Source organism: Streptomyces sp. CA-142005 (genome assembly GCF_050942335.1).
Lineage (GTDB): Bacteria > Actinomycetota > Actinomycetes > Streptomycetales > Streptomycetaceae > Streptomyces.
Genome location: NZ_CP192078.1, coordinates 125,808 through 148,293, shown reverse-complemented (window position 1 = coordinate 148,293; position 22,486 = coordinate 125,808). Strand labels below are relative to the sequence as shown.

18 protein-coding genes and 4 pseudogenes are annotated in these 22,486 nt (G+C 69.1%); 14 read left to right on the top strand and 8 right to left on the bottom strand.

Annotated features, from left to right (window positions below):
* Positions 1-16: 16 nt before the first annotated feature.
* Together ACQPXS_RS00770 and ACQPXS_RS00765 are read left to right on the top strand one after the other, a co-directional pair.
* A complete protein-coding gene (locus tag ACQPXS_RS00770; protein WP_433445939.1) occupies positions 17-166 on the top strand; it encodes a TetR family transcriptional regulator in 150 nt (49 codons plus the stop codon).
* The gene (locus tag ACQPXS_RS00765; protein ID WP_433445937.1) at positions 120-308 is read left to right on the top strand and encodes a hypothetical protein; all 189 of its coding nucleotides are present in this window, start codon (positions 120-122) and stop codon (positions 306-308) included. The genes ACQPXS_RS00770 and ACQPXS_RS00765 overlap by 47 nt, the downstream gene beginning before the upstream one ends.
* 236 nt (positions 309-544) lie before the next feature.
* Here ACQPXS_RS00765 and ACQPXS_RS00760 read toward each other — a convergent pair whose 3' ends face one another.
* A complete protein-coding gene (locus ACQPXS_RS00760; RefSeq protein WP_433445935.1) occupies positions 545-1,447 on the bottom strand; it encodes an RNA repair domain-containing protein in 903 nt (300 codons plus the stop codon).
* A gap of 186 nt (positions 1,448-1,633) precedes the next feature.
* Here ACQPXS_RS00760 and ACQPXS_RS00755 point away from each other — a divergent pair, with 186 nt between their 5' ends.
* From ACQPXS_RS00755 to ACQPXS_RS00735, 5 genes and pseudogenes are all read left to right on the top strand, one after another.
* Positions 1,634-2,311, top strand: coding sequence for a DUF429 domain-containing protein (locus ACQPXS_RS00755; protein WP_433445933.1), 678 nt, complete (start codon positions 1,634-1,636; stop codon positions 2,309-2,311).
* Between the two features lie 10 nt (positions 2,312-2,321).
* Positions 2,322-2,623 (top strand): annotated as a pseudogene (locus tag ACQPXS_RS00750) (IS701 family transposase); the annotation flags it as partial.
* Between the two features lie 87 nt (positions 2,624-2,710).
* Positions 2,711-3,559, top strand: coding sequence for an IS5 family transposase (locus tag ACQPXS_RS00745; RefSeq protein WP_433445931.1), 849 nt, complete (start codon positions 2,711-2,713; stop codon positions 3,557-3,559).
* Positions 3,556-3,954 carry a hypothetical protein gene (locus ACQPXS_RS00740; protein WP_433445929.1) on the top strand — a complete coding sequence of 133 codons (399 nt, stop codon included), beginning with the start codon at positions 3,556-3,558 and terminating at the stop codon, positions 3,952-3,954. Before ACQPXS_RS00745 ends, ACQPXS_RS00740 begins: the two co-directional genes overlap by 4 nt.
* 73 nt (positions 3,955-4,027) lie before the next feature.
* Positions 4,028-4,276: pseudogene (locus ACQPXS_RS00735) on the top strand (IS701 family transposase); the annotation flags it as partial.
* A gap of 37 nt (positions 4,277-4,313) precedes the next feature.
* On the opposite strand, the gene ACQPXS_RS00730 reads toward ACQPXS_RS00735, so the two are convergent.
* Positions 4,314-5,528, bottom strand: coding sequence for an IS110 family transposase (locus ACQPXS_RS00730; protein WP_433445927.1), 1,215 nt, complete (start codon positions 5,526-5,528; stop codon positions 4,314-4,316).
* Between the two features lie 992 nt (positions 5,529-6,520).
* On the opposite strand from ACQPXS_RS00730, the gene ACQPXS_RS00725 reads away from it, so the two are divergent.
* Both ACQPXS_RS00725 and ACQPXS_RS00720 read left to right on the top strand, forming a co-directional pair.
* Positions 6,521-6,667, top strand: a complete 147-nt coding sequence (locus ACQPXS_RS00725) for a hypothetical protein (RefSeq protein WP_433445925.1) — start codon at positions 6,521-6,523, stop codon at positions 6,665-6,667.
* Positions 6,664-6,975, top strand: a complete 312-nt coding sequence (locus ACQPXS_RS00720; protein ID WP_433445923.1) for a hypothetical protein — start codon at positions 6,664-6,666, stop codon at positions 6,973-6,975. Before ACQPXS_RS00725 ends, ACQPXS_RS00720 begins: the two co-directional genes overlap by 4 nt.
* A gap of 25 nt (positions 6,976-7,000) precedes the next feature.
* Here ACQPXS_RS00720 and ACQPXS_RS00715 read toward each other — a convergent pair whose 3' ends face one another.
* Both ACQPXS_RS00715 and ACQPXS_RS00710 read right to left on the bottom strand, forming a co-directional pair.
* A complete protein-coding gene (locus ACQPXS_RS00715) occupies positions 7,001-7,480 on the bottom strand; it encodes a hypothetical protein (protein WP_433445921.1) in 480 nt (159 codons plus the stop codon).
* A 274-nt stretch (positions 7,481-7,754) separates the two neighbouring features.
* On the bottom strand, positions 7,755-8,210 hold the full coding sequence (locus ACQPXS_RS00710) for a hypothetical protein (RefSeq protein WP_433456261.1): 456 nt from the start codon (positions 8,208-8,210) through the stop codon (positions 7,755-7,757).
* A gap of 852 nt (positions 8,211-9,062) precedes the next feature.
* Between ACQPXS_RS00710 and ACQPXS_RS00705 the strand changes: the two genes are divergently transcribed.
* On the top strand, positions 9,063-13,760 hold the full coding sequence (locus ACQPXS_RS00705) for an RICIN domain-containing protein (RefSeq protein ID WP_433455638.1): 4,698 nt from the start codon (positions 9,063-9,065) through the stop codon (positions 13,758-13,760).
* A 110-nt stretch (positions 13,761-13,870) separates the two neighbouring features.
* Positions 13,871-14,179 carry a hypothetical protein gene (locus tag ACQPXS_RS00700; RefSeq protein WP_433445920.1) on the top strand — a complete coding sequence of 103 codons (309 nt, stop codon included), beginning with the start codon at positions 13,871-13,873 and terminating at the stop codon, positions 14,177-14,179.
* 754 nt (positions 14,180-14,933) lie between these two features.
* Here the strand turns inward: ACQPXS_RS00700 and ACQPXS_RS00695 are convergent.
* Positions 14,934-15,284 (bottom strand): hypothetical protein, encoded by a 351-nt coding sequence (locus tag ACQPXS_RS00695; RefSeq protein ID WP_433445919.1) that lies wholly within the window; start codon positions 15,282-15,284, stop codon positions 14,934-14,936.
* Positions 15,285-15,674: 390 nt separating this feature from the next.
* On the opposite strand from ACQPXS_RS00695, the pseudogene ACQPXS_RS00690 reads away from it, so the two are divergent.
* Together ACQPXS_RS00690 and ACQPXS_RS00685 are read left to right on the top strand one after the other, a co-directional pair.
* A pseudogene (locus ACQPXS_RS00690) lies at positions 15,675-15,812 on the top strand (peptide-methionine (S)-S-oxide reductase MsrA); the annotation flags it as partial.
* A gap of 183 nt (positions 15,813-15,995) precedes the next feature.
* Positions 15,996-16,546: pseudogene (locus ACQPXS_RS00685) on the top strand (hypothetical protein).
* Here the strand turns inward: ACQPXS_RS00685 and ACQPXS_RS00680 are convergent.
* Both ACQPXS_RS00680 and tcuA read right to left on the bottom strand, forming a co-directional pair.
* Positions 16,503-17,294, bottom strand: a complete 792-nt coding sequence (locus ACQPXS_RS00680) for an IS5 family transposase (RefSeq protein WP_433445918.1) — start codon at positions 17,292-17,294, stop codon at positions 16,503-16,505. The pseudogene ACQPXS_RS00685 and the gene ACQPXS_RS00680 sit on opposite strands and share 44 nt — an antisense overlap.
* 321 nt (positions 17,295-17,615) lie before the next feature.
* On the bottom strand, positions 17,616-19,088 hold the full coding sequence (gene tcuA / locus ACQPXS_RS00675) for an FAD-dependent tricarballylate dehydrogenase TcuA (protein ID WP_433445917.1): 1,473 nt from the start codon (positions 19,086-19,088) through the stop codon (positions 17,616-17,618).
* Between the two features lie 242 nt (positions 19,089-19,330).
* Here tcuA and ACQPXS_RS00670 point away from each other — a divergent pair, with 242 nt between their 5' ends.
* Positions 19,331-20,254 carry a LysR family transcriptional regulator gene (locus ACQPXS_RS00670; protein WP_433445916.1) on the top strand — a complete coding sequence of 308 codons (924 nt, stop codon included), beginning with the start codon at positions 19,331-19,333 and terminating at the stop codon, positions 20,252-20,254.
* 599 nt (positions 20,255-20,853) lie between these two features.
* Here ACQPXS_RS00670 and ACQPXS_RS00665 read toward each other — a convergent pair.
* Positions 20,854-22,305: an NF041680 family putative transposase gene (locus ACQPXS_RS00665; protein ID WP_433445915.1), complete on the bottom strand. Its 1,452-nt coding sequence runs from the start codon at positions 22,303-22,305 to the stop codon at positions 20,854-20,856.
* Positions 22,306-22,486 lie beyond the last annotated feature (181 nt).

Here is a 22,486-nt window from a genome sequence, read left to right as displayed (position 1 = left end):
GCCGGTCGCGGAGTCGGTGACCGAGAAGGTGACCATCCCCGCGGTGGCGCGCCGTGCCGGCGTCAACCCCAGCTCGGTCTACCGCCGTTGGGGGGGCAACCTCCGCCCTCCTGGCGGACGTGGCCGCCCGGCACCAGGACGAGGGGGCGCCGGAACTGCTGGGTGACCTGCGAGAGGACCACGAACGAGCCGCTCTGTGGACGCTCGCCGACCTGTCCCGGCCGGGAGGCGTGGCGGGCCACCTGCTCATGCTCCCGGCGATGGCCGCGGCCGTGCTGCTGCGTCCGCACGAGTACGCCCACTGCTGAGGCATCGACCCCGGCCCAGCGCCGTTGCCGGCCGCGGAGGCGGCCGAGATGCTCGCCCAGGCCCGCCCGGTGATCCGTGCCGCCAAGCAGAGCGTCGAGGAGATCCTGGCTGTGCTCAGCACCAACGGCAGTCCTGGGGTGGCTCCGGCCGCACGTCAGGTGACGGTGGCCGGCCGGTGGGCTGGTCCCCTACGACCTGAATCCCCGGCGGCGTCTTGCCCCACCTGGCCATGGCCTCACCTGTCGGTGATCTCGGAGAGCCATGCCGTGTCCTCCGGGTCCGGCGCTTCGAGGCCGGGTGCGGGCAACCGGCGGATCTCGCCCGTGCGCAGGGCGATCGTGGCCCGTGGCCGCATCGGCCCGTGGCCCCTGCGCGAGAGCAGGACCAGTTCCCAGACCGTCGCCGTCATGGCGTCGAGCCGGGTGGCGCAGTCGGCGCTGACTCGGCGCGGATCGCGGGTCCGGCCCAGGGACAGATACGGGGTGAAGTTCTCGGCGGCCCCACGACAGCGCGGGAACCGCCGCCGCAGCGCGCGGTGCAGGTCCGTCCACGGCGCCTCGCCGCCCGCCGTCGGGTCGAGCCACACGGTGACGTACTCCCTGTGCCGGAAGGTGCACACCCCGTCCAGCCGGGCGGTGAAGACCGGCGTCTCGGCCGTCGCCGCGGCGAGCAGCGGGGCGGCCCGCTCGAAGTCGGCCTCCGGCACGAAGCCATGCAGGATGTTGACGTGCGGTGGCCAGCGGTGGATCTGGGGATTGTAGTCCCGGCGGATGTCCTGGATCGGCGGCCACAGCTCCGCGGGCGGGATCCAGGCCACCGCCGTGCGGGCTGTCGGGGACACGCCGAGGGCGTCGGCGGGTGCGCCCCTGCCGAAACTCAGGTCCGCTTGCGGGTCCCGCACCCGGCCGGCGCCGGACGCGTCGATGCGGTCCATTCCCGTGGTCCGGTCCCAGACCACCTCGCCGTCCGCCTCGATGAACACCACCCGGTGCCACGGGATGTCGCCTCCCGGCACGAAGGAAGTCAGCGAGATGCGCTTGCAGGCATCCCCGCGTTGGCTGATCCCCAGCACGAACCGGGCCGGATCGAACCGCGGGTCCCAGCGGATCCGGTGATAGATCTCGTCGCTGGTGCGCATCACGCCTCCTCCCACCGTCACACCTTCTCCTCCAGGGTGCCGCCCGCCCTGTCCTTGACGCCCGTTCCTCGCGCATCGCGACGGGTTGGCTACTATGTGTAGTGTCCAATATCTTCTACCCGCGGTCTCTGGGGCCGTCGGTGTTGCTACGTTGGGGCTTGGGCTTGTGCGCGAGGGGTGGGTGGGATGGACGTCCTTGGAGCCGACGCCTGTGGTAAGCAGGGGTGGGTCGGGATCAGGCTCACGGACGGCGCGTACGCGGGCAGCCTGGTGGATCCCCGGCTCGAGAGGCTGATCGAGCGCGCCGCCGAGGTGGATGCGATCGCGGTGGACATGCCGTTGGGCCTGGTCGACAAGGGCTGGCGTGCGGCAGATCTCGCGGCCAGGGCGCTGCTCGGGGTGCGGCGCAGCAGCGTTTTCCCCATAGCGCCAAGAATGGCGTGGCAGGAGCAGGACTACAAGGCGGCCGCCGGCCGATGCCAGGAGCTCACCGGTAATCGGCTGAGCCAGCAGGCGTGGGCGCTGAGGCCGAAGCTGCTTGAGGCGCGGGCGTGTTGGCTCGCCGATGAGCGGGTCCACGAGGTGCACCCCGAGGTGTCCTTCTACGCCTTGGCTGGCGGAGTGCCGCTGGCCTACGCCAAGAAGACCTGGCGCGGCCAGAACTTGCGCCGCTCCCTGCTGGCCGAGGCCTGCCTCGTGCTCCCCGACGAGCTTGGTGAGGCGGACGGCATTCCAGTGGACGACGTACTCGACGCCGCTGTCGCGGCCTGGTCGGCGCACCGGATCGCGCTCGGGACAGCGAACCGCATTCCGGAGGTGCCCGAGCCGGATACAGAAGGGCGCCTCGTCGAGATTCGATACTGATCGATGGGTTCGCAGCGACAACCTCTTCTCCCAGACCCCGCCCCAGGCAGTGCAACGCCTGTCGGCGGGGCCGGGAGCCAAGGCAAACGGTTCTACGACTGGGCAGCCGCCCACGTGCCCGCAGTGGGGGAGTTGGACGGCGACGAGCCGACCCGGCAGCGGTGGATGCCGGCCCGCCGCAGCCTCAGCAAGTCCGACGTGATCGCCTACTACCTGGCTTGCGCCCCGCTGGACGCCACCCTCGCCGACCCGGTCCGAGTCGCCGGATGCCGCTGGAAGATCGAGGACAGCTTTCAGTGGGCGGTTCGTGAGTCTTTGAGTGGGTCCGCTGTCGCCTGATGGTGTGGCGGCGGGGCGGAATCTGCCGGTCCGCGGTTGGTGATCTGGTGATGTGACCGGGTGAGTGAACGCAAGCCGTATCCGAGTGACTTATCGGACGAGCAGTGGTCGTTGATCGAGCCGGTGATCACCGCGTGGAAGGACCGGCACCGCTCGGTCAGCGGCCACCAGGGCGCCTACGACATGCGGGAGATCGTTAACGCGATCCTCTACCAGGGGCGGACCGGCTGCCGGTGGGCCTATCTCCCGCACTACCTGCCGCAGAAGAGCGCGACCTACTACTACTTCGCCGCCTGGCGGGACGACGGAACCGACCAGGTCATCCATGAACTCCTGCGCTGCCAGGTCCGTGAACGCGCCCGCCGATTAGAGGACCCGACCCTGGTGGTCCTGGACACCCAGAGTGTCCATGCGGCCGCCGGGGTCCCCGCCGCCACGACCGGCCACGATCCGGCCAAGCGGGTGCCCGGCCGCAAACGCGGCCTGGCCGTGGACGTCCTCGGCCTGGTCATCGCAGTCGTCGTCCTCGCCGCGAACACCCACGACAACGCCGCCGGCATCATCCTGCTGGACCAGGTCGTCGAGCACACCGGCGACACCGTCCGCAAAGCCCTGGTCGACCAGGGCTTCAAGAACCAGGTCGTCATGCACGGCGCCGGCCTGGGCATCGACGTCGAGATCGTCGCACGCAACCCGCAGGACAAGGGGTTCGTGCCGCAGCCGAAGCGGTGGAGGGTCGAGCAGACCTACGGGATCCTGATACTGCACCGGCGCCTGGTCCGCGACTACGAGCACCGCCCCTCCTCCTCCGCCTCCCGCGTCTACTGGGCGATGACCCACGTCATGACCCGACGCCTCACCGGCGCGAACACCCCCACCTGGCGCGCGGAGCAGGCGGTGGCAGCGTGAACATCCGGCCCCTGCTCGATGCCCTGGACCTCCAGGAAGACGCCGCCCGGGCCCTGGCCGACGACCTCCGCGCACAGATCGACGACCTGCAGACCCGGTTACGGGAGGCCGAGACGCACCTGGAGCACCTCACGATCACCCGCAAGACCGTCACCGGCCTCGCCGACCGGCTCCCCATATCCCCGCCGGAGCTGCCCGAGCACCCGGACTATCCCCGCATCCTCGCCGCTTTCAACCACGCGACCGGACCGCTACGGGCCAAGGACGTCTGCGAAGCCCTCGGCCACGAACTGCTGCCGAAGAACGTCGAAGGCACCCGCGCCAAGCTCAAACGCCTGGTCAAACTCGGGATCCTCACCGAGGCCGACAGCGGCAACTTCTCCAGGAAGCAATAGCCGACACAACCTCCACCAGCGGCCTTGCCTCCGCCCAAGCCAGAAACGGACATCACCTTACGAACCGCCCACTCAGAGCGCAAAGAACGAGTGCGGCCTGGACCAGTACGAGGTCCGCCGCCACGTGGGCTGGTATCGGCACATCACGCTCGCCATACGCGCCCATGTGTTCCTTGGCACGGCCCTTCCACGACCGTCCCATGCATGCCACACCCCCGCTACACTGCCCACCGCCAGGCCGTTGACCAGGATAAACACAGAACTCCGGAACACGATCACGCGACGCTCAGCCATAGCCTCAGCCTCGCCCAATGGCAGGTGAGGCGCATTCGGGGGACGGCTGATGCTCCTATTGGTCGTCAAGCGGCTTGGAGCCAGTCGCGATAGGTGTGGGCGAGGTTGTCGTCTCGGCGCATTCCCCGTTCGAGGGTGGAGATGGTGGCTGGCCAGACGCCGAGGTGGCGTGCGGCTGCGGTGAGGGTGATGTTCTTGGACTGTCGCAGAGGACGCAGATCGGCGATGTCCGGGATGGCGACCGTGGTGGTCAGGCAACCGAAGATCTCCCGGGCGATGGCCCGCTTCAGAAGCCGGATGATCTCCTGTTTCGTCCGGCCGGAGGCGGTCTGGCGTGCCACGTATTCACGGGTGCGGGAGTCGCTGGCCATGCGGACCAGGGCGATGCGGTAGAGGGCGGCGTTGGCCGCCCGGTCGCCGCCGCGTGAGAGGCGGTGCCGGTTGGTCCGGCCGCTGGAGGCGGGGACCGGTGCGGCTGCGCAGAGGGCGGCGAAGGACGCTTCGGTTCGCATGCGTTCGGGATTGCCTCCGGCGGTGACCAGCAGCTGGGCCGCGGTGTCGGGGCCGACTCCGTGGGCGGCCCGCAGGCCGCGGGTGTGGACGGTGACCTCGCTGTCCAGGGCTTTGGTCAGGTCTTCGTGCTCGGAGGTCAGCTCTTTGAGGCGTTGGGCGAGGCTCTTCAGCGCGGTGAGGACGGCAGTGTGAACCGCGTCCCCGGCCGGCCGCAGCGGGGCCAGAGCGTCGGTGCGCTCTGTTCCTTTGAGCGGCCCGTATTTGGCGCGGATGGCCTCGGGAGCGGTGATGAGGATGTTGCCGATCTGGTTCAGCGCGGCGGTGCGGGCCTTGACGGCGGAGCGGGCGGCGTTGTGCAGGGCGCGTATGCCGGCGACGATGGCGTCCTTGGGCGCGCTGGAGGCCCGTCCGGACAGGGCGGCGCGGGCGGCGGCGTAGGCGTCGATGGGGTCGGACTTGCCGATGCGGCGGCGTTCGGCCCGGTCGGGCCGGTTGACCTCCCCGACACGAAGCCCCGCCTGGCGGGCGGCGCGGGTGAAGCCGGCTCCGTAGGAGGAGGTGCCCTCCACCCCGATCGCGATCACATGGCCGTGGGCGTTCACGAAGGCCAGGGCCGCGGCGTATCCGGCGGCGGTGGTGGTGACCTCGGCGTCGGCGAGGTAGCCGCCGTTGTCGCTGATGACCGCGATATGGAGGGTGTCGGCGTGGGAGTCGACCCCGCCGAACACCTGCTGGTCCGCGGTGTCGTCCGCGACCGCTGATGTCATGCTGATACTGCCTTCCCAACCGGAGGTGGGCGCCGGCCGGGTGGCGCAGACAGGACATTGAGGGGGCTTCTGACCAAGCTCCTGACTTGTTGAATCGACCCCAGATGCTCGGTCTGCAGCCGTAGCGTCCAGGGTGTCGGTCGGCACGGGCCCGCAGTGCTCCTTGCCGCCTTCGGGCTGGCTCACTAATAGCGTGCCGCCGCCGGCCGACACCCGAGCGGTGTGGCTCGACAGAGGCATGAAGGTGACGCAGTGGCTTCAAGTCAGGGTGCCCACCGCACTCCCCTTCCTGTCTTCCGCCCGGCCGGAGCCATGAGAACAGGCTCCGGCAGCCGGACAGAACAGCCAGAAGACAGCCCAGCAGGGCGTCAGTCAGTGGCAGAGCCACGACCACCAGAACCTGCGTACCAATATCAATGTCAGTGGCCGCTGCTACATCAATCCCCACAGCGCAGGCCGCAGCGGGGGGCCCGCCGTGGTGCTGCAAGGAGTGGGCGGTGGCGAAGGTGCCTGAGGGATACCACGTGGTGCGTCGGCACATCCGGCGCATCCGCGCCCCAGCGGGAAGAAGCTCAGCGGCTGATCCCCGGTCATGGGGAGATCACACGTATGGGGGAAGGAGGCCGTGGGCGTGGTCCTGGCCGCAACGCTGGCCGGGCTGAGTGGCTGCGGAGGCGACGCGAAAGCGGACGGGTCGAAGAAGGCGACCGCCGCGGCGGCGCCGAGCCTGGAGAAGGCCACCGCGGCGTTCCAGGATGCGGTGGCGGAGAACGCCAACGGCAGTTGCCCGCAGGAAGCGGGGACGTGCTGGGACGAGATGACCCGGATCATGGGGCCCGCGCGGACGCTGCGGAAGGCGATGAAGCCGACAGAACATCAAGAAGTGCGGAACGATCGCGGCCGTCGTCAACGAGCACCCCGAGAGCGACGTTCATCACGGCCGCCTCGTGTATGGCGGGGTAGAGTTCGAGACCGGCGTACCTCGGCCTCGGATGGTGAAGATCGTGGTCATCGTTCAGTACTCACGCAAGACCAAAGACCAGCGATACGACGCCGGCCGGGGGCAGACCATCGGCGTCATCAACGCGTTCTGCAAGAACCAGCCGGGGAACAAGTGCCCGGCCTGGGCGAAGCTGTGACAGCTCCAGGCCACGACCACCACCAGGGGGTCTTCGAGTGTCTGCCCGGGATCGTCCGCGCCCTGGTCGCCGATCACACGCTGGATCTCCCCGCCTTCAAGGGGCTGGTGATCACCGGCAGCGACCGCATGCGGCTGTACCTCACAGCACCCGACGGAAGCCTCACCTACGGCGCCGACGTAATCATCAGCCACACCGGCCCCGGCCTGCTCGCCGGAATCACATCCGGCTACCTCGACAACGAGCATGACCGGAAGCCGACCGACGATCCCCTCTGTGATGTGGTCGTGGACCTGACCAGCTACTAACCGGCCACCAGGGTGCGGGCCCACATCAGCGCGGCTGCCGGTGGCGCTGTTGGTCGGCGGGCAGACGCTGCCTGCCTGCTTGGAGGCTTCTCCACAAGGAGCGGGCCCGCAGGATGTCAGGGCCGAAGACGTCGATGTAGCTCCAGGCCGCGTGGATGAGCGGGAACCACGTGGCGGGCTCGACCACCGGAGTCCGCAGCTCGTCGTCCCTGGACAGGCCCAAGACCCTCCCGGCGCTCTGGCCGTGCCACGGGTCCGCTGGCAGGCGCATGCTGAGAATCGGGGCGAGCCGGTGAAGGAGCTTGATTACCGCGATGTGCGGGCGCATGGCGGTGGCGTCGGTGTCGCGGAGGCGGACGGCGAGATAGCGGTGGAAGTCCTCGGCCGCCCACAGGCCGAAGTCATCGGGCAGGTGCTGGGCGGCGCCGAACGCGGCGAGTGCACGCAGGACCTGGCCGTGGCCGCGCAGGGTGGGGACCTTGCGCGGGGTCGGCGCAAGGTGCACGCCCGCGGCCAGGACGGCGGGATGGCGCGGGTGAACTCGGTCATCGCCAACTCCCGGGCGAGGAGATTCTGGGCCGGGCTCAGGCTGGTGAACGGCAGCCGCCACTGGCCGGTCAGATGACTCGCCGGGCGGCGAAGGACGCCATTGAAGTCCCAACCGGTCGTGTCGCCGAAGACAGGGGAGGTCGCGCCAGCCAGCAAGGGCATGGACTGCAGGACCGGTTCGTCGTCGGCGAAGATGCTCGATTCGGCACCGTGCGGTTGTCGGCGGCCCGTCATGTGTCGAACTCCACCTGGGCGGCGAGCGGAAGGCTGAGGGTCAGCCCTTCGTCGGCGATGCGCCGTCGGGCGCGAGCGATCTCCTCACGCGTGCGCAGGTTGAGGGCCTCGATGACGTTGCGGCGGCTCTGGCCCCACAGCGCGTGGAAGTGGGAGGGCGCCAGACGGTGCTGGAGCTGATCGAGATGGGCGGCGAACAGCAGCAGCTGGGGAAGATTCGAGGGCAGGACGAAGGCGTTGCGGCATTCCGGGCAGCGGGTGGGGGCGACCGGGCACAGCTGTCCGGGGCGGCCGAAGGGGGAAGCGAACGGGTCTCGGCAGCTGGAGACCCCCATGTCCAGCTCACCAGCCCGCAGCTGTTCCACTTCCTCAGCGGAAAGCCCGAGGGCCAGCGAGGCGCCCTGCTCGGCCAACGCCTGCTCGGCCTCCTCCATGGCCGAGCTCTTCACCACCAAGCCGACCGAACCCGAACCACAGATCACCCCACAAACGGAACCGAAACAGCTGCCGTGACTACACCACCCCGTGGGACATGACCTGCGTGTGCGGGTCGGTCGCGGAGGCCAACCGGTTCGCCCGTGAGTACGGTGTTGTAAGCAACGACGGTTCGGCGGGCAGGCTGTGGTCGGCCCGGCTCTACTGACCGGACGGAGTGCTGCTCAGCGAGGTGTGCGCTGGGGGCGGAATCCGGCCATCTCCTGTCGTTTGATGAGCTCGCTTCTTCCATCCATGCACACCGGAGCTACACAAGAAGATCGTGGAATCTCCTTTTAGGGCCGGGTCCTTCCCGCCTTCTTCGGGGCCTGGCCGGTGCGGCGACTTCAGGCCAGCATCCTCGCGTCTCCGGAAGTGAACGTCTGTACGGGCCCGTTGATGTATGCGTAAGGTAAAGCCGCGCATGACGGGATCATGACCAATCCGCGTCTGGGCGCACATCACTCAGCGACCGGGGGAACACCGTCGCTCACGGGGAGAGGTTGCTTCGCCATGCCGTCGTACCGACTGTTCGTACGCGCCAGCCAGTAAGAGCGTTCCCTGCTCCCGGATCGTCGGCTTCCGCCCGGCGCATCCCCCTGAGGAAGAAAGGGACCGCTCTTTTGCACTCCACGCCTTGGTTCCGCCTGCGCGGATCACGAAGACCAGGGAAGTTCACCTCCGCCGTAACCTCCGTGGCCGCGCTAGCTGTTGTGGCGGGTGTCGCGGTGCAGCCGGGTCCGTCCCGGCTGCACGCCGAACCGGCGGACGATTCCTATCCCTGGTACCAGGACACGGCCGCCGAGCAGTTGCGGCAGGACCAGTGCCTGATGACCGACGTACTGCGGCTCGGCGGGCCGTCGATGTCCGCGACCGCTCAGGACGGCCTGAAACAACCCGCGGACAAACTTCATGTCCTGGCGGACCGGAAGAGCTGGGAGAAGACGCCGCTGGCTGTGGCGTACCAGAAGGACCGGGACGCGGCGAGCAAGCAGATGGACGATCTGGCTGCTCAGCGCGACGGCTGGAAGAAGCCTCTCGACGGCCTGGTGACCCCGGCTGGATTCACGGACGCCGCGTTCCACTGGCCGCCCGACGGCGAGCAGAGCTTCTACAACCAGACAGGTCTGGGCAAGTGGGTCGCCGACCGGTTCTGGCAGAAGGACGACGACTTCTACCAGGACGACACTCCGAAGGCCGACGACGCGTCCCTGAAGGCCGTCGACGCCGTGGGCAATCCGCTCTACGGCAAGGATCCGGACCCGACCGGGACGACTCAGCAGGAGTGGAACCGGGCGCTGGCGGAGCACAACGCGTTCCAGTGGATGCACGGCGGCCCGGCCACGAACGCGGGCGCGGATGACGCGCGGATCTTCCTGTCCTCGGGTGGTTTCCCGCGTAGTGCTCCGCAGCCGGGGACGGCGGAGTTCCGTATCGCGGTGGAGGATGTGAAGTCCCGGTTCGCGGCGTGTGGTTGGCGTGATCCGCTGGACCCGGACGGCGTGCTGGGCGACATCACGTCCACGGCGGCGGGCGAGTGGCAGCAGGAGGTCTCCTCCCAGGCCGCGCAGCGCAACCAGATCCTGGACGCGAACGAGACCGCGGTCGACGCGCTCGCCAAGGGCGCGAAGGCGCTGAGCGAGATGCTGGGGCAGTCCTGGGTCGCGGACCACCTCACGCGCTGGCAGGACTACTGGTCCCCGGGCGGTATCGGCTGGATCGGTGACTCCTCGCTGACCATGCGGGTCGAGGCGGCCAAGGGCAAGTGCCTGGACGTGCAGGGCGGCGGGACGGCCAACGGTACGGCGGTGCAGATCTACACCTGCAACGACAGTGCCGCCCAGGAGTGGAAGTTCTGGGGCGTCTACGACGGCGGCTACGCCCTGTACAACACTAACGCGCGCAAGTGCCTTGATGTGAAGAGCGGCGACGACGCCAACGGCACGAAGATCCAGCTGTGGTCGTGCAACGGCAGCCCGGCGCAGCAGTGGGACTTCGATGTCCGTGCCGCCGGTGAGCTGCGCAACGCCGCCACGAACAAGTGCCTGGACCTGCACACCTTCACCAACGGCAACGACGCCCAGCTGTACACGTGCAACGGCACCGACGCGCAGAAGATCCGCATCGTCCCTGACGGACACAATGGCGATGACAAGCTCGGATATCCGGACAAGGCCCAGTTCACCAAGGCCAAGGCCGGCGTCACCGGCGCTCAGGCCGGCGCGAAAAAGCAACTGGACGTCCTGAAGGCGCAGTTGGCCGCCGCGCAGAAGGCCGGGGCCGGCTCGGACACCGCGCTGCAGGCCGCGTACGGCATCGCCGGCACCAACGGCGCCCCGCGGGGTCGTGGTCTGCTGGTCGGCCTGCAGAAGGACCAGGTCACCAAGGGCGCGGCTGCCGCGCTGCAGGCGATGGAAAAGGCAGGTGAGACGGCCGAGGCCGCGACCCGTGCCTCGGCCGGGGACAGCGCGACCATCGCGCAGCGCGCCCTCGCGCAGGCCGCACAGTCGAAGGCGGAGTTCCGCAAGAAGGCGGCCGAGGCGGCGGAGGCCCAGGCCAAGGCGGCCGCGGACGCGGCCAAGGTGCACCGTGACAACGCCAAGAAGGACAAGGAGACCGCCGAGGCCAAGCTCGCCGACGCCCTGAAGGCCGAGGGCGATGCGAAGGCCGCCGCCGCCGACGCCCACGCCAAACGCCTCGCCGCCGAGGCCGAGCAGAAGACGGCCAAGGCGGAGAAAGAGACGGCCGCCGCGAAACAGGCCGAGGCCGCGGCGGACCGGAAGAACGCCGAGGACCAGGCGGGCAAGGCCAAGGACGCCAAGGACAAGGCCGACGCCGCCGAGAAGACCGCCGAGGACAAGCGTGACGCCGCGACCGCGGCCCGGGACAAGGCCAAGGCCAAGCGGGACGACGCCTGGGACGCCGAGCAGAAGGCGGACGCGGCCCGGGCCAAGGCCGACGCCAAGGACGCCTACGCCGACTCCCTCGACTCCGGAGACGCAGCCACCACCGCCCGCGCCGCCGCCAACGACGCCGACAAGGCCGCCGACGACGCCGAGACCGCCGCAAAGAACGCCCGCGCCGACGCGGACGCCGCCACCCAGGCCGCCGCCGCCGCCGACGCCGCCGCCGCCCGCGCCGAGGCGGCCGCCAAGCGAGCCCGCTCCGACGCCGACGCAGCCCAGGCGGACAAGGCGAAGGCGGACGCGGCGGTGAAGACCGCCACCAGCGCCGCCGCCGACGCCATCAAGGCCTCCCAGGACGCCGCGAGCGAGGCCAAGGCGTCGGTCAAGCTCGCCGACGAGGCCGAACAGCACGCCAAGGACGCCAAGACCCAGGCGGACACCGCGAAGACGGAAGCTGGCAAGGCCCTCGCGGCCTCGGCGAAGGCAGCCGGCTACGCCCACGTCACCGCCCAGGCCGCCGTGGACGCCGGCAAGGCGGCCGAGCAGGTCGCCGACCCCGCCAACGACGCGATCCAACTCGGAGCGCGGTACGTCGACACCGACTCCGCCGCCGGCTTGGTCGTGCTGACCGGACAGGCCTCGAAGTCCATCGCCGACCAGCAGCAGGCCGTCGCCGACGCCCACGCCAAGAACGCGGCGTCCGAGGCCCAAGCGGCGAAGGACCTAGCCGACCAGGCCAAGGGAGACGCCAAGGAGGCCTACCAGCACGCCGCCAACGCCGCCCAGTACGCCGCCGACGCCCGCACCTACTCCAAGCAGGCCCTCGGCTACGCCGCCGACGCCGCCAAGGCCGCAGCAGCAGCCTCAGCCTCCCTGGCCCGCACCATCGACTACGACAAACAGGCCGCCGCCGACGCCACCGCCGCCGGCAAGGCCGCCGACACGGCCGACGGCTACGCCAAGGACGCCCGCAACTCCGCCGACACCGCCGCACTCGACGCCGAAGCCGCCCGCAGCGCCGCCGCCCAGGCCGAACAGGACGCCAAAGACGCCCGCGCCGCCGCCGACCGCGCCGACACCGCCGCGACCGAGGCCGAACAAGCCGCAAAGGGCGCCGACAAGTACGCCAAGGAAGCCCAGGACGCCGCCGACAGGGCCGAGAAGGCCGCCAAGGGCAAACAGATCGAGGCCGGAACCGTCCCCGACGGAAGCGGCGGCTCCATCGGCAACATGTTCTACGTCATCGACCACATCGAGAAGGTCGGTGACCCGGAGGTCGTCAGCAAGACCGACGGCTGCGACCACTGGTGGAACCACCTCGCCTACACGGGCAACTGCACGATCACGGCGAAGCTTCCGTACAAGGCCGTCGTCGACCTCTATCTGTGCAGCGCCGAAGGTATCGATCCGCAGAAGTTGATGTGCCCCTCCGGCGCGACGCATTACCTCCAGACAGTCAAGACCGACGTACTTTACGAAGAGGTCACCCACAACATCACGATTGCCGAGTGGCAGGAGGGCGTCGACCCGATCGACATCCTCTTCGGCAGTTGGATCAAGTGCGCCCAGAAGCTCACGCCAGGTGGTGAGAGCGGAAGCTGGAGCGGCTGCGGCTGGGCATCCCTGGACGTCGCGAGCCTGTTCGCGGGCAAGATCCTTCGGCCCATCGCCGACGCGCTCAAAGCAGCAGACGCGGCCGCCCGGACCGGGATCGCGTTCACGGACGCGTGGAAGGCACTGCGCGCCCTCAATCTGCCGGAAGATGCTGTCGCCGGCATCTTCAAGTCACTTGGCCAGAGACTGCGTGGACTCTGCCTGAAGAACAGCTTCCCCGCTGCGACACCCGTACTGCTCGCCGATGGCTCGGTCAAGCGCATCGACGCGGTCAAGGTCGGCGATCGACTGCTCGCCACTGACCCGGACGCCGGTACGACCGGCCCCGAACCGGTCACGTCGACGTTCTCTCACTCGGCAGACCGGCTCATGCAGATCTCCTTCGCTGACGGCGGACGGATACTGACCACGCCGGGACACCGGATGTATGTTCCGGGCCGCGGCTGGGTGCACGCCTCCAGCCTGCACAGGGCAGATCCGCTCCGGACTCCGACCGGTGCCCTGCACAAGGTGGTCGGTATCCGCCCCGTGGCCGTGCCACAGCAGGTGTGGGACCTGAGCATCGCCGACCTCCACACCTTCTACGTGCTCGCGGGCCGGACTCCCGTACTGGTCCACAACGTCGACTGCCCCGTCTACTTTGCGCAATACCCCAGTGGGGCCTCGATCGTCGCAGACATCGACAAGGACGGTCTCTTCGGGCTCGCCATCGAGGCGGTCAAGGACGAAGAGCCCAGAGGCAGCGAGATGTTCAACGCCGCGCTCGCGCATTTCGGCGACGCAGTGAAGGGGATCAAGGGGTACTGGCAGGACGGAGGCTCACTCAGCGATAATCTGAACTCCTTCAATGCGGCCGTACGGGGCGGTGCATCGCTCGAAGAAGCGGCACTGAAGGAAACGTTCACGGGTAAAATGGCCGCGCGAGCAGGTTTCACGAAGGTGGAGATAACTGAGCTCAGGGGCATGCCGGGGCACTACACAAACGTGGGCGTGACCTTCCGTCGTTAGGTCACCAGTCCACGGTATCCACGGCTGAAGGACACGCGTTGGGGCGGGTATCGCGAGGCCGCGTCCCGCCCCAACGCCGTCACGCGAAAGATCGGAAAGTCGGACACGAGATGAATGAGATGGAGACTCTTGTCGGCGAGCTGAAGGCGGCCCACGCTGATGGAAAGAACGCGATAGAACTCGCATTGCTCGCCAGGGACAAGCTGGGTGCAGGGTTCAGGGCCGTCCCTTTCATTGCCTCCTTCCGTCTCGCTTTTGACATACCGCTGCCCGTTCTGCAGCGGGCGCAAGCATGGGAGAGGTTCGGCTTGGGGAGCGTCCACATTTCCGACGAGGAGTTCACGAACCTCCTCTCACCATGGCTCACCATGCGTGAGGAGCCTTCGGGACCCGAAGGACGCATCGACCGAACCGACTAACGTCGTGCCGCAGGGGCGGGCGGGGAAACCGCCCGCCCCTGCGGCACGTCCCGGGCCGCGCCCCCACGTGACGCGCTCTCGTCGCGGTTCGAAGGGGGCTGGCAGGAGGGCAGCGCAGACGACCGTGTCCGGCAGGTCGCGGCCGCCGACGACAGCGCGCAAACCCCGGGCTCGGCGGCGGGGTTGCTGCTCGCAGACGTGCACCGCCTGCTCGGCTCCTGCCTGCGCGCTGAGACGATCACTGTTCTGTGGCTGTCCGCCTCGGGCCGGGGCTACAACATCGATCACTTCGGTATCGACGCGAGGGACTGGCTCCGGCTGATCGGGGACATGTGCGAAGAGCGTCTGAGGGACGTCGCGCCCCCCAGTACCGCCCGACCGAACCGCCTGTCCGGACCGACCTTCGGGACGCCGTGCTACGGGCGCTGCAGGAGGCGACACCGCTCCTCTACGGCGAGCACCACATCATCGAGGGACTGGCACACCTGGTCCGCGCAGACCGGCGCGCACCGTCACTCGCCACTGAAAGCCCGCTCTGCCGTCCCCGGCCATGGCTGCCAGGACAGGCTTGCCCACCCAGAGCTGCAGAGCTTGCCCAGGCTCAGGGGGCGGCTTGCCCACCGAGTGCTCCCCCCTCCGTCAGGTCCCCCAGTGATCTGCGTGAAGCCCGGGTGTTGGCCGGGCCGCCCGTACCGTCCCGGGGGGATCACCCCGGCCGTGTCGGTACGGGAGTCTTGTGGCCGGCTCCGGTCGTTCAGGCGGGGCCGAACTCGTGGTGAAGGGCGAGGAGGGAGCGCGTCAGGGCTGCCAGATCGTGAAGGCGGTCGGCCCGCCGCGACTCGGCGACCGTGACGTCGATGGCGCTGTGCGTGCGGCGCACGACATGCTCGGCTACGTGCCGCCACTCGCCCCGCATGCCCGGGATCTGGTTCTCGACCTCGGGCAGGAGCAGCCCGGCGTGCCCGCGCAGCAGGCCCGCGAGGTGTGCCCGCTGTTCCTCTGGAAGGTGCCCGATGGCGAGCAGCACCGCGTTGTAGCTCTGCCGGATCAGGACGGCGTCGACGGGCGCCGCGGCGATGTCGGTGGATGCGTCGCGCGTGTTCACTGGACCGTCCCGGCCAGGGGGAGTCTGCACGCGGCATGGGAAGATTGCATCTCGGAAGTGCCTTGCTGATCGTGCCTGATGTGGTCCTAGAGAAACCCCATCACCGCAGGTCACAAGGCACTTGTGCGTTCCCCGAGAAACCGTCCACAGACATCAAGCCGGATTGAGGCTCTGGCGGGGGAGTGGGGACGAGGTTGCTGCGGTGCTGGCTGCGGTCGACGCTTCACGTCTTCGCCTGCACGCGCCGCCGGCCTAGCCTCGGACGCCGTTGCCCGGCCCTGTAAGCCGTCCCACAGATCGTCTGCAAGGTGGCTGGCTCTGAAGGCCTGGAGTGTCTGAGAGGGGCGCTTACGACCGCGCACCGTCGGGAAAGCACCTCCCCTGCGGTGGGAACGGAACGACTTCTACCGGGCGGAGGGCTACCACCAGCAGTTTCTCTCGGACAGCAAAAACCCGGGCGGGTACTGCGGGCTCGGCGGGACCGGCGTGTCCTGCCCGATCGGTATCGCGAAGTTCGCCGAAGAGTGAGTGACTCGCTTCCGGGAGATCAGGCGGTACGGCTTGATTCCCCGGATCTGCCGGCGGACAACGATTACTGAGAAGCTGTTGTCTTTCCGGACTTGAGGACTGCGTTTCCGCTGGTCGGGCATAGGGTCGGCGATCCCGTGGGAGTTGTGGCCTGTCGTGCTGTCGCTGCCTGGGAGGTCGTGGATGCCGGCGGTGGTTGGGCTGTTGGAACAGCGTGAGCTGGGTGCTCGCCGTCGTGTGGACGAGCTGCGGGAGGAAGCCGACCGTGTCCAGGCCGAGTTGACCGTGGCGAGCGGGAATGGAAGGAGTGGGCCATCGCCTGCTCGCGGGTCGGCGAGGTGCTGGCCCCCGTGGACGAGAGCGGGCAGGACCCCGCCCGGGCCGAGGGGACCGCGCCGGCCGCCGAGGAGCAGACCGGAAAGACGCCGCAGGTGCCGGAGGCAGCGAAGACGAAGTCGCAGGTTCCGATGTGGCGTGAGGGGCTGGCCTGGTCGGTGCTGTCGGTGGACTACCAGCGCATCCTTAGGGCGCTCGCGGACCGGGCACGGCTCCATCAAGGGCCGCTGACCTGCCAGGAGATGGCCGCGACGTTCGGCATGGACGTGCTGCCGGCACGGGTGGAGGCACTGCGGTCGAAGGCGAAGCGCCTGGTCGCGCGCGGCTGGCTGGCCGAGCAACAGCCGGGCCGGTTCACGCTGGCTGCGGGCGTGGCCGGGCCAGGCGGCGGGTCATGAGCAGGGTCATCGACCAGTAGACCATCGCCTCGGCGCTCGTGGTGCGCCGCTCGTAGTCGCGTGCCAGGCGGCGGGTGCGCATCAGGTGGCCGAAGAGGCGCTCGACGATCCACCGTTTGGGCAACACCACGAAGCCGTGCATGTCGTCGCTGCGTTTGACGATCGCCAGGACCAGGGCGAGCGTGGCCAGGCAGTACTCGACGAGGCTGCCGGTGTAGCCGCCGTCGGCCCAGACCAGCTCCAACTGGTGGTGTGCGTCGGCGACTTGCCGCAGCAACACCTGGGCGGCGGTGCGGTCGCCGACGTCCGCGGCGGTGACCATCACGCCCAGCAGCAGGCCGAGGGTATCGACCACGACGTGCCGCTTGCGCCCGTTGATCAGCTTGCCGCCGTCGAAGCCGCGGCTGTCCGACCCGACGACGGCGTCCGCCTTGACCGACTGCGAGTCGATCACTCCGGCCGTCGGCTCCGCGTCACGGCCCACCTTCTCGCGGACCTGCGCACGTAGCCGGTCGTGGAACTCCTTGACCAGGCCGTGGTCGCGCCAGCGGCGAAAGAACGCGTATGCCCGGTCCCACGGCGGGAAGTCGGCGGGCATCGCCCGCCACTTGATGCCATCGTCGACCAGGTAGCGGATCGCATCGAGTATCGCCCGGTGGCAGTACGCCTCCGGCTGCCCTCCGCGGCCGCACATCCAGCCAGGCACCGGCAGCAGCGGCCGGATGGCCGCCCACTCCGCGTCCGTCATGTCCGTCGGATAACGCGGCTGCCGCAACCCGTTGTCGGCGGCGTTTCCGAACCGGTGAGCCAGACAGTCACACTCCAGCGTGACGGAACTGGACTGCCCAGCCGTCGACACGGAACACTGCGGCACCGGGGCCTCCTGATGTTGCTCGGTGATTCGACACCAACGAGCTGTTCAGGAGGCCCTGCTCGTATGCGCCGAACACCCCGCGACCACCCAATCGAGACTCCCGTTTCGACGGACACCGCTCAAGATCGGAACGACAACAGCTACTTATGGTGCGTCCTCCATGGCCGTGTGAGCTCTCACTCGGCTGGGGCGCCGTCAACGCGTGTCGGCGGCTGCTGAGCGCCCGGCGCGCCTGCCGAGCACCGAACCGGCGGTGAGGCCGGAGCCACCAGGGTAGTTGAACCAGAAGAGCCCGCCGACGAGTTCGCCGGCCCCGTACAGCCCAGGGACGGGGTGGCCGCTCAGATCCAGCACGCGCGCGTCGGCGTCGATCCGCAGCCCGCCGAAGGTGAAGGTGATGCCGCAGGTCACCGGGAAGGCGACGTACGGAGGAGTGGTCAGCGGCTGGGCCCAGTTGGACTTGGGAGGGGTGATGCCCTCGGTCCGGCAGCCGTCCTTGACCGTCGGATCGAAGCGACCGGAGACAACGGCGGCGTTGAACCGCTCGACCGTCTCCGCCAGCTGGCCCTCGTCTATGCCGAGTTCCTTGGCCAGGCCCTCCACGGTGTCGGACTCTACCCTGGTGATGCCCGCCGAGGCGTACTCCTCGGGGCGCAGCAGCGGCGCGGACGTCGCGTCGAAGAGCTGGTAGGCGACGCCTGCCGGTTGCTTGAGGATCTCGGCACCGTACTTGGCGTAGGTGTAGTTGCGGAAGTCCGCTCCCTCGTCGACGAACCGGCGGCCCTCGGCGTTGACTACGATGCCGAACGGGTAGCCGCCGCGAGTGAGTTGGTTGGTCAGCTCCCGGTCGCCGGTCGCTCGGGCTTGGCTGTCCCAGGCCACCGCGTGGCAGCCGCTCCAGTGGCCGTAGGGTTGTGCGCCGGCCGCCAGGGCCATGCGGATGCCGTCGCCGGTGTTGTGCGGGGTTCCGCGCACCAGGGCCAGGTCCCAGCCCGCGCCCAGGTAGCCGGCCCGCATCTGCGGGTTGGCCTCGAAGCCGCCGCTGGTGAGTACCACGCCGTCGGCCTCGATGCGCTGCCCGTCGGCGAGCATCACGCCGCGGACGGAGCCGTCGGGCCCGGTGGCCAGGCCGGTGACGGGGCTGTCGAAGCGGACTTCGATGCCGCTGCGATCGGCGGCGGCAAGGTGCTGGTCGATCATTCCTTTGCCCCCGCCGACCACGCCGACGGCCAGTCCGCCCCAGAACCGGTAGCGCCCGTCCACCTCGTAAGCCTGCCGGTGGAACATAAGCTCGAATCGCAGGCCGAGGCTGCGCAGCCAGGTCATCGTCTCGCGGGATTCGCCGACCAGGATCCGGGCGAGTTCGGGGTCGGTCCTTCCCTGGGTTACCCGGGTCAGGTCGGCGAGAAAGTCGTCGTCGGTGTAGGGGGCGAGGTCGACGCGTCCTGCGCGGTCCGCGGGAAGTGGCTCGACCAGCGAGGTGAGGTCGGTGAGCCCGCCGTGGCTGGTGCGCATCGCCCCGGCAGTGAAGTAGGAGTTGCCTCCGGCCCACTGGCGGGGGGCCTTCTCCAGCAGCAGCACCCGTGCTCCCTGCTGTCGGGCGGACTGAGCCGCGCTGAAGCCGGCGTTCCCGCCGCCGACCACGACGACGTCCCACTGCTCGGTCATGTGTACTCCCATGGGTTCGGATGGCAGATGTCCGGATCGGAGATCCTTTCGGGGCTGGGGCGTACGGATCAGGGGCTGTGTGCGTACGCGACCGCAGCATGGATCTCTTTCACCAGGGCCCGGTGAGCGGGTCGACGGCCTGCGCGGCCCGCCTGCCGGTCAGTACGACGATGCGCCAGCAGTGCCATCAGTACAATCGAAAGAAATTGAAGTTGCTTTCATAAATACTTAAGGCGGTTGTGATGAGCCTCGACGTACGCCGCATGCTGGTGCTGGCCGAGGTGGCTCGCCGGGGCTCCATCACGGCGGCCTCGATTGCCCTGAGCTATACGCCCTCGGCGGTGTCTCAGCAGATCAGCAGGCTGGAAGCGGAGGCCGGGCAGCCGCTGATCGCGCGGCACCCCCGGGGCGTCACGCTCACCGAGGCCGGCCGCACTCTGGCCGAGCATGCTGCACGGATCGATCGCCAGTTGCGGGCCGCACGCCGATCCCTCGATGACATCGCGGGCCTGCACAGCGGGACCTTGCACATCGGTACCTTCCCCACCATCGCCGCATCCCTGCTGCCCCGCGTCGTGCGCGCCTTTCGCACCCGGTACCCGCAGGTTGAGCTGGCCGTGCACAGCGACCGCAACGCCGGCCTGATGGACATCCTGGAGAGCCGGGAGATCGAGCTGTCCTTGATGTGGGACTACCCGTGGCGGCGCCTGGACGAGACCAACCTCGATGTCATCCATCTGCTGGACGACCACACCTGCCTGGTCGTCGCCACCAGCCACCCGCTCGCCGCCCGGCACTCCGCCGGTTTTGAGGAGCTGGCCGAGGAGAACTGGATCGTCCGGGGCGATCACCCGGTCGCCGAGCTGCTCACCCGTAGCTGCCGTGCCGCCGGCTTCGAGCCGAAGATCGCCTACCGGGCACACGACTACCAAGAGGCCCAGGCCATGGCGGCGGTCGGCCTGGGCATCACGCTCGCCCCCAGGTTCGCCCTGGCCAGCCTGCGGGATGACGTCACCACCATCGACCTGGGCCCCGCGGCCCCGGTTCGCCGCATCCTGCTCACCCGGCTGCGCGACAATCCACCGACACCGTCAGCCAAGGCCATCGCGGAACTGTTCATCGAGACCGCCGGGACCCTGTTCATAGACAGTCGTTCCGCGGTGTGACTGCCGGCGACCGCCGCCGTCCCGCGGGGCATGCCCAGGACCCGTGGCCGCCGAGCTGCGCGAGCGGACGCAGGAGCGGCCGCAGGCGTCGCCGTTGAGGCCGGCATGCCCTCCAGCGCCAGGCGGGAACCGCTTTTTCACTGGTGAGGTATGGCGTAGGCGACTCCGTGGGAGTGGTGGCCTGTCGTGGCGTCGCTCCCAGGACGTCGAGGATGCCGTCGGTTGTCGCACTGCTGGAACAGCGCGAGGTCGCTCTCGTCCTCGAGTCGACGGGTTGCGGGAGGAGGCCGACCGCATCCAGGCCGCCGAGGCCGAGGGCGGCAACACCGCCGACACAGAGGTCACCGCGGATCCGCGAGATGCGGACGCGCAGTCGGCGCGGCGAAGCCGAGTCGCAGGTGCCGGTGCGGTGTGAAGGGCTGGCCTAGTCGGTGGTGTCGGTGGACTACCAGCGCACCCTTAACACACTCGCGGACCGGTCTCGGCTCGGGCCCGGGCCGATGACCTGCGCCACGCGCCCCGCGACCACCCAATCTGGGGACTTCCGTTCGACGCGCATCTCTCGAGATCGGAAAGACAACACCTTCTGAGCTTGTTGTTTAACCTCGCTGCTGTTTTAGGCGGACGTGCTCGGTGAGGGTTTCGGTTCGTTTCACGGTCTTCCCAGGCTGATGCCGTGGTGCTGGCCTGCGGTTTTTCGAGCCGAGTGGGCGTCCGGGGCCCGGCCGGGTGGGTTTCGGCCCGCCCGCTGGACGGGTGGTCTTCGCGCGGAGGTGACGGAACCCCCGGCGGACCCGGGCGGGTGTGAGTCGGCGGGGCTCGACGGGCCGTTCCCAGGGGCGTCGCAGGTCCTCGGCGAGGGGGCGGGCGAGGCGGAGCTGGGTGTGGGCGGCGATCACCAGCCAGGTCCACAGGTCCGCGGTGTCGGGGTGGCGGACCTTCGGGCGGGTCCACCCGAGGGTCTGCTTGAGGAACCGGAAGGTGTGCTCCAGATCGAACCTGCGGAGGAACGCTCGCCAGCGCACGTCCACCTGGTCAGCGGCGAGGCCGGTGGCTGAGGTCCACAGCCATACCGGTTTCGCTTCACGCTCGCCGGGCAGGCGCTCCACCTCGAGGCGGATCAATGTGCCGTGCTGCGTTGGCAGTTCGCCCTCGTGATCGAGCCAGGAACTGCGGGCCTGCAGCTTGGGGTGCATGCGGTCCCAGGCGCGCGCCTCGGCCCGGCCGTAACGGGCGGTGTCGCAGGTGGTGAAGTGGTCGGAGCGGTGCCAAGTGTCGGGCTGGGCGAGGGTGAACTTCGCCCCGTGCTTGCGAGGGCGCCCGCCCCGGGGAGTGGAGCGCGCGGGGCCTGCGTCCTGGTACATCACCCGGTCCGAGCGCAGTCGGGCCATCACCTCCACCGGCAGATCGCGCAGCGCGTAGGCGAGGCGCGGAGCGTCGTAGCCGGCGTCCAGCACGATCAGGATCGCCTTACTTCCCGGCTGCCAGTGCCCGGCAGCGATCAACCGCTGGACCACGTCGCGTAGTTGGGCCGCGGTCACAGCGGTCGCGTCGTCGGTCGGACCCAGGCGCACGGCATCGAGCAGGGCGCACCAGGAGGTGCGGCCGGTCTCCAGGGCGGCGACGAAGGAGTACGGCCAGCCGGGCACGAACTGGTCGCTGGAGCGGCCGCCGCGTCCGTAGACGTGGCAGAAGAGCCGGTCGGGGCTGGTGGGGGCGTCCGGACGGAGCCAGTTGCACACGTCCGCCGCGAGCACGATCCGCCCATCGGCGGCGCCCGGCAGCGGGAGGTCGGCCAGGGCGCGGCGCAGGCGACGCGGCTGCAACCAGCCCATATCCAGTGCGGCATACATCGCACCATGCCCGCGCCGGTGCTCGGCCGCCAGCGTCAGCTCGACCAGCGACTTCACCGGGCCGTCCGTGCACAGCATCGCGTCGGTCAGCTCGAAGAGCGCGTCCGAGCGTGAATACAGGGACTCATAGAACTCAACCCGAAAGCGGGACAAGGCGCCCAATGCCTCGACGGCAGGGGGATCCGGAGGAAGACTCATCTTCAGCGGCCGTTCCTTCATGCTCCGTTACTCGACATCTCGAAGCGTGGAGGACGGCCGTGTCACGTGCTGCCGGAAACGGGAGATCTCAGCAGGTCGGGTGACGTGCGAGGTTAAACAACAAGCTGAGGTTGTAGGCGCGTTGTCGTTGAGGGCTGACAGGTCTTGATCGTCGCGGTAT

Bases quoted from the DNA above. Each gene is read 5' to 3' on its own strand.
- ACQPXS_RS00760 (WP_433445935.1), bottom strand. From the start codon at position 1,447: ATGCGCACCAGCGACGAGATCTATCACCGGATCCGCTGGGACCCGCGG.
- ACQPXS_RS00755 (WP_433445933.1), top strand. From the start codon at position 1,634: ATGGACGTCCTTGGAGCCGACGCCTGTGGTAAGCAGGGGTGGGTCGGG.
- ACQPXS_RS00730 (WP_433445927.1), bottom strand. From the start codon at position 5,528: ATGACATCAGCGGTCGCGGACGACACCGCGGACCAGCAGGTGTTCGGC.
- ACQPXS_RS00725 (WP_433445925.1), top strand. From the start codon at position 6,521: ATGGTGAAGATCGTGGTCATCGTTCAGTACTCACGCAAGACCAAAGAC.
- ACQPXS_RS00705 (WP_433455638.1), top strand. From the start codon at position 9,063: ATGACCGACGTACTGCGGCTCGGCGGGCCGTCGATGTCCGCGACCGCT.
- ACQPXS_RS00700 (WP_433445920.1), top strand. From the start codon at position 13,871: ATGAATGAGATGGAGACTCTTGTCGGCGAGCTGAAGGCGGCCCACGCT.
- ACQPXS_RS00680 (WP_433445918.1), bottom strand. From the start codon at position 17,294: ATGACGGACGCGGAGTGGGCGGCCATCCGGCCGCTGCTGCCGGTGCCT.
- tcuA (WP_433445917.1), bottom strand. From the start codon at position 19,088: ATGACCGAGCAGTGGGACGTCGTCGTGGTCGGCGGCGGGAACGCCGGC.
- ACQPXS_RS00670 (WP_433445916.1), top strand. From the start codon at position 19,331: ATGAGCCTCGACGTACGCCGCATGCTGGTGCTGGCCGAGGTGGCTCGC.
- ACQPXS_RS00665 (WP_433445915.1), bottom strand. From the start codon at position 22,305: ATGAGTCTTCCTCCGGATCCCCCTGCCGTCGAGGCATTGGGCGCCTTG.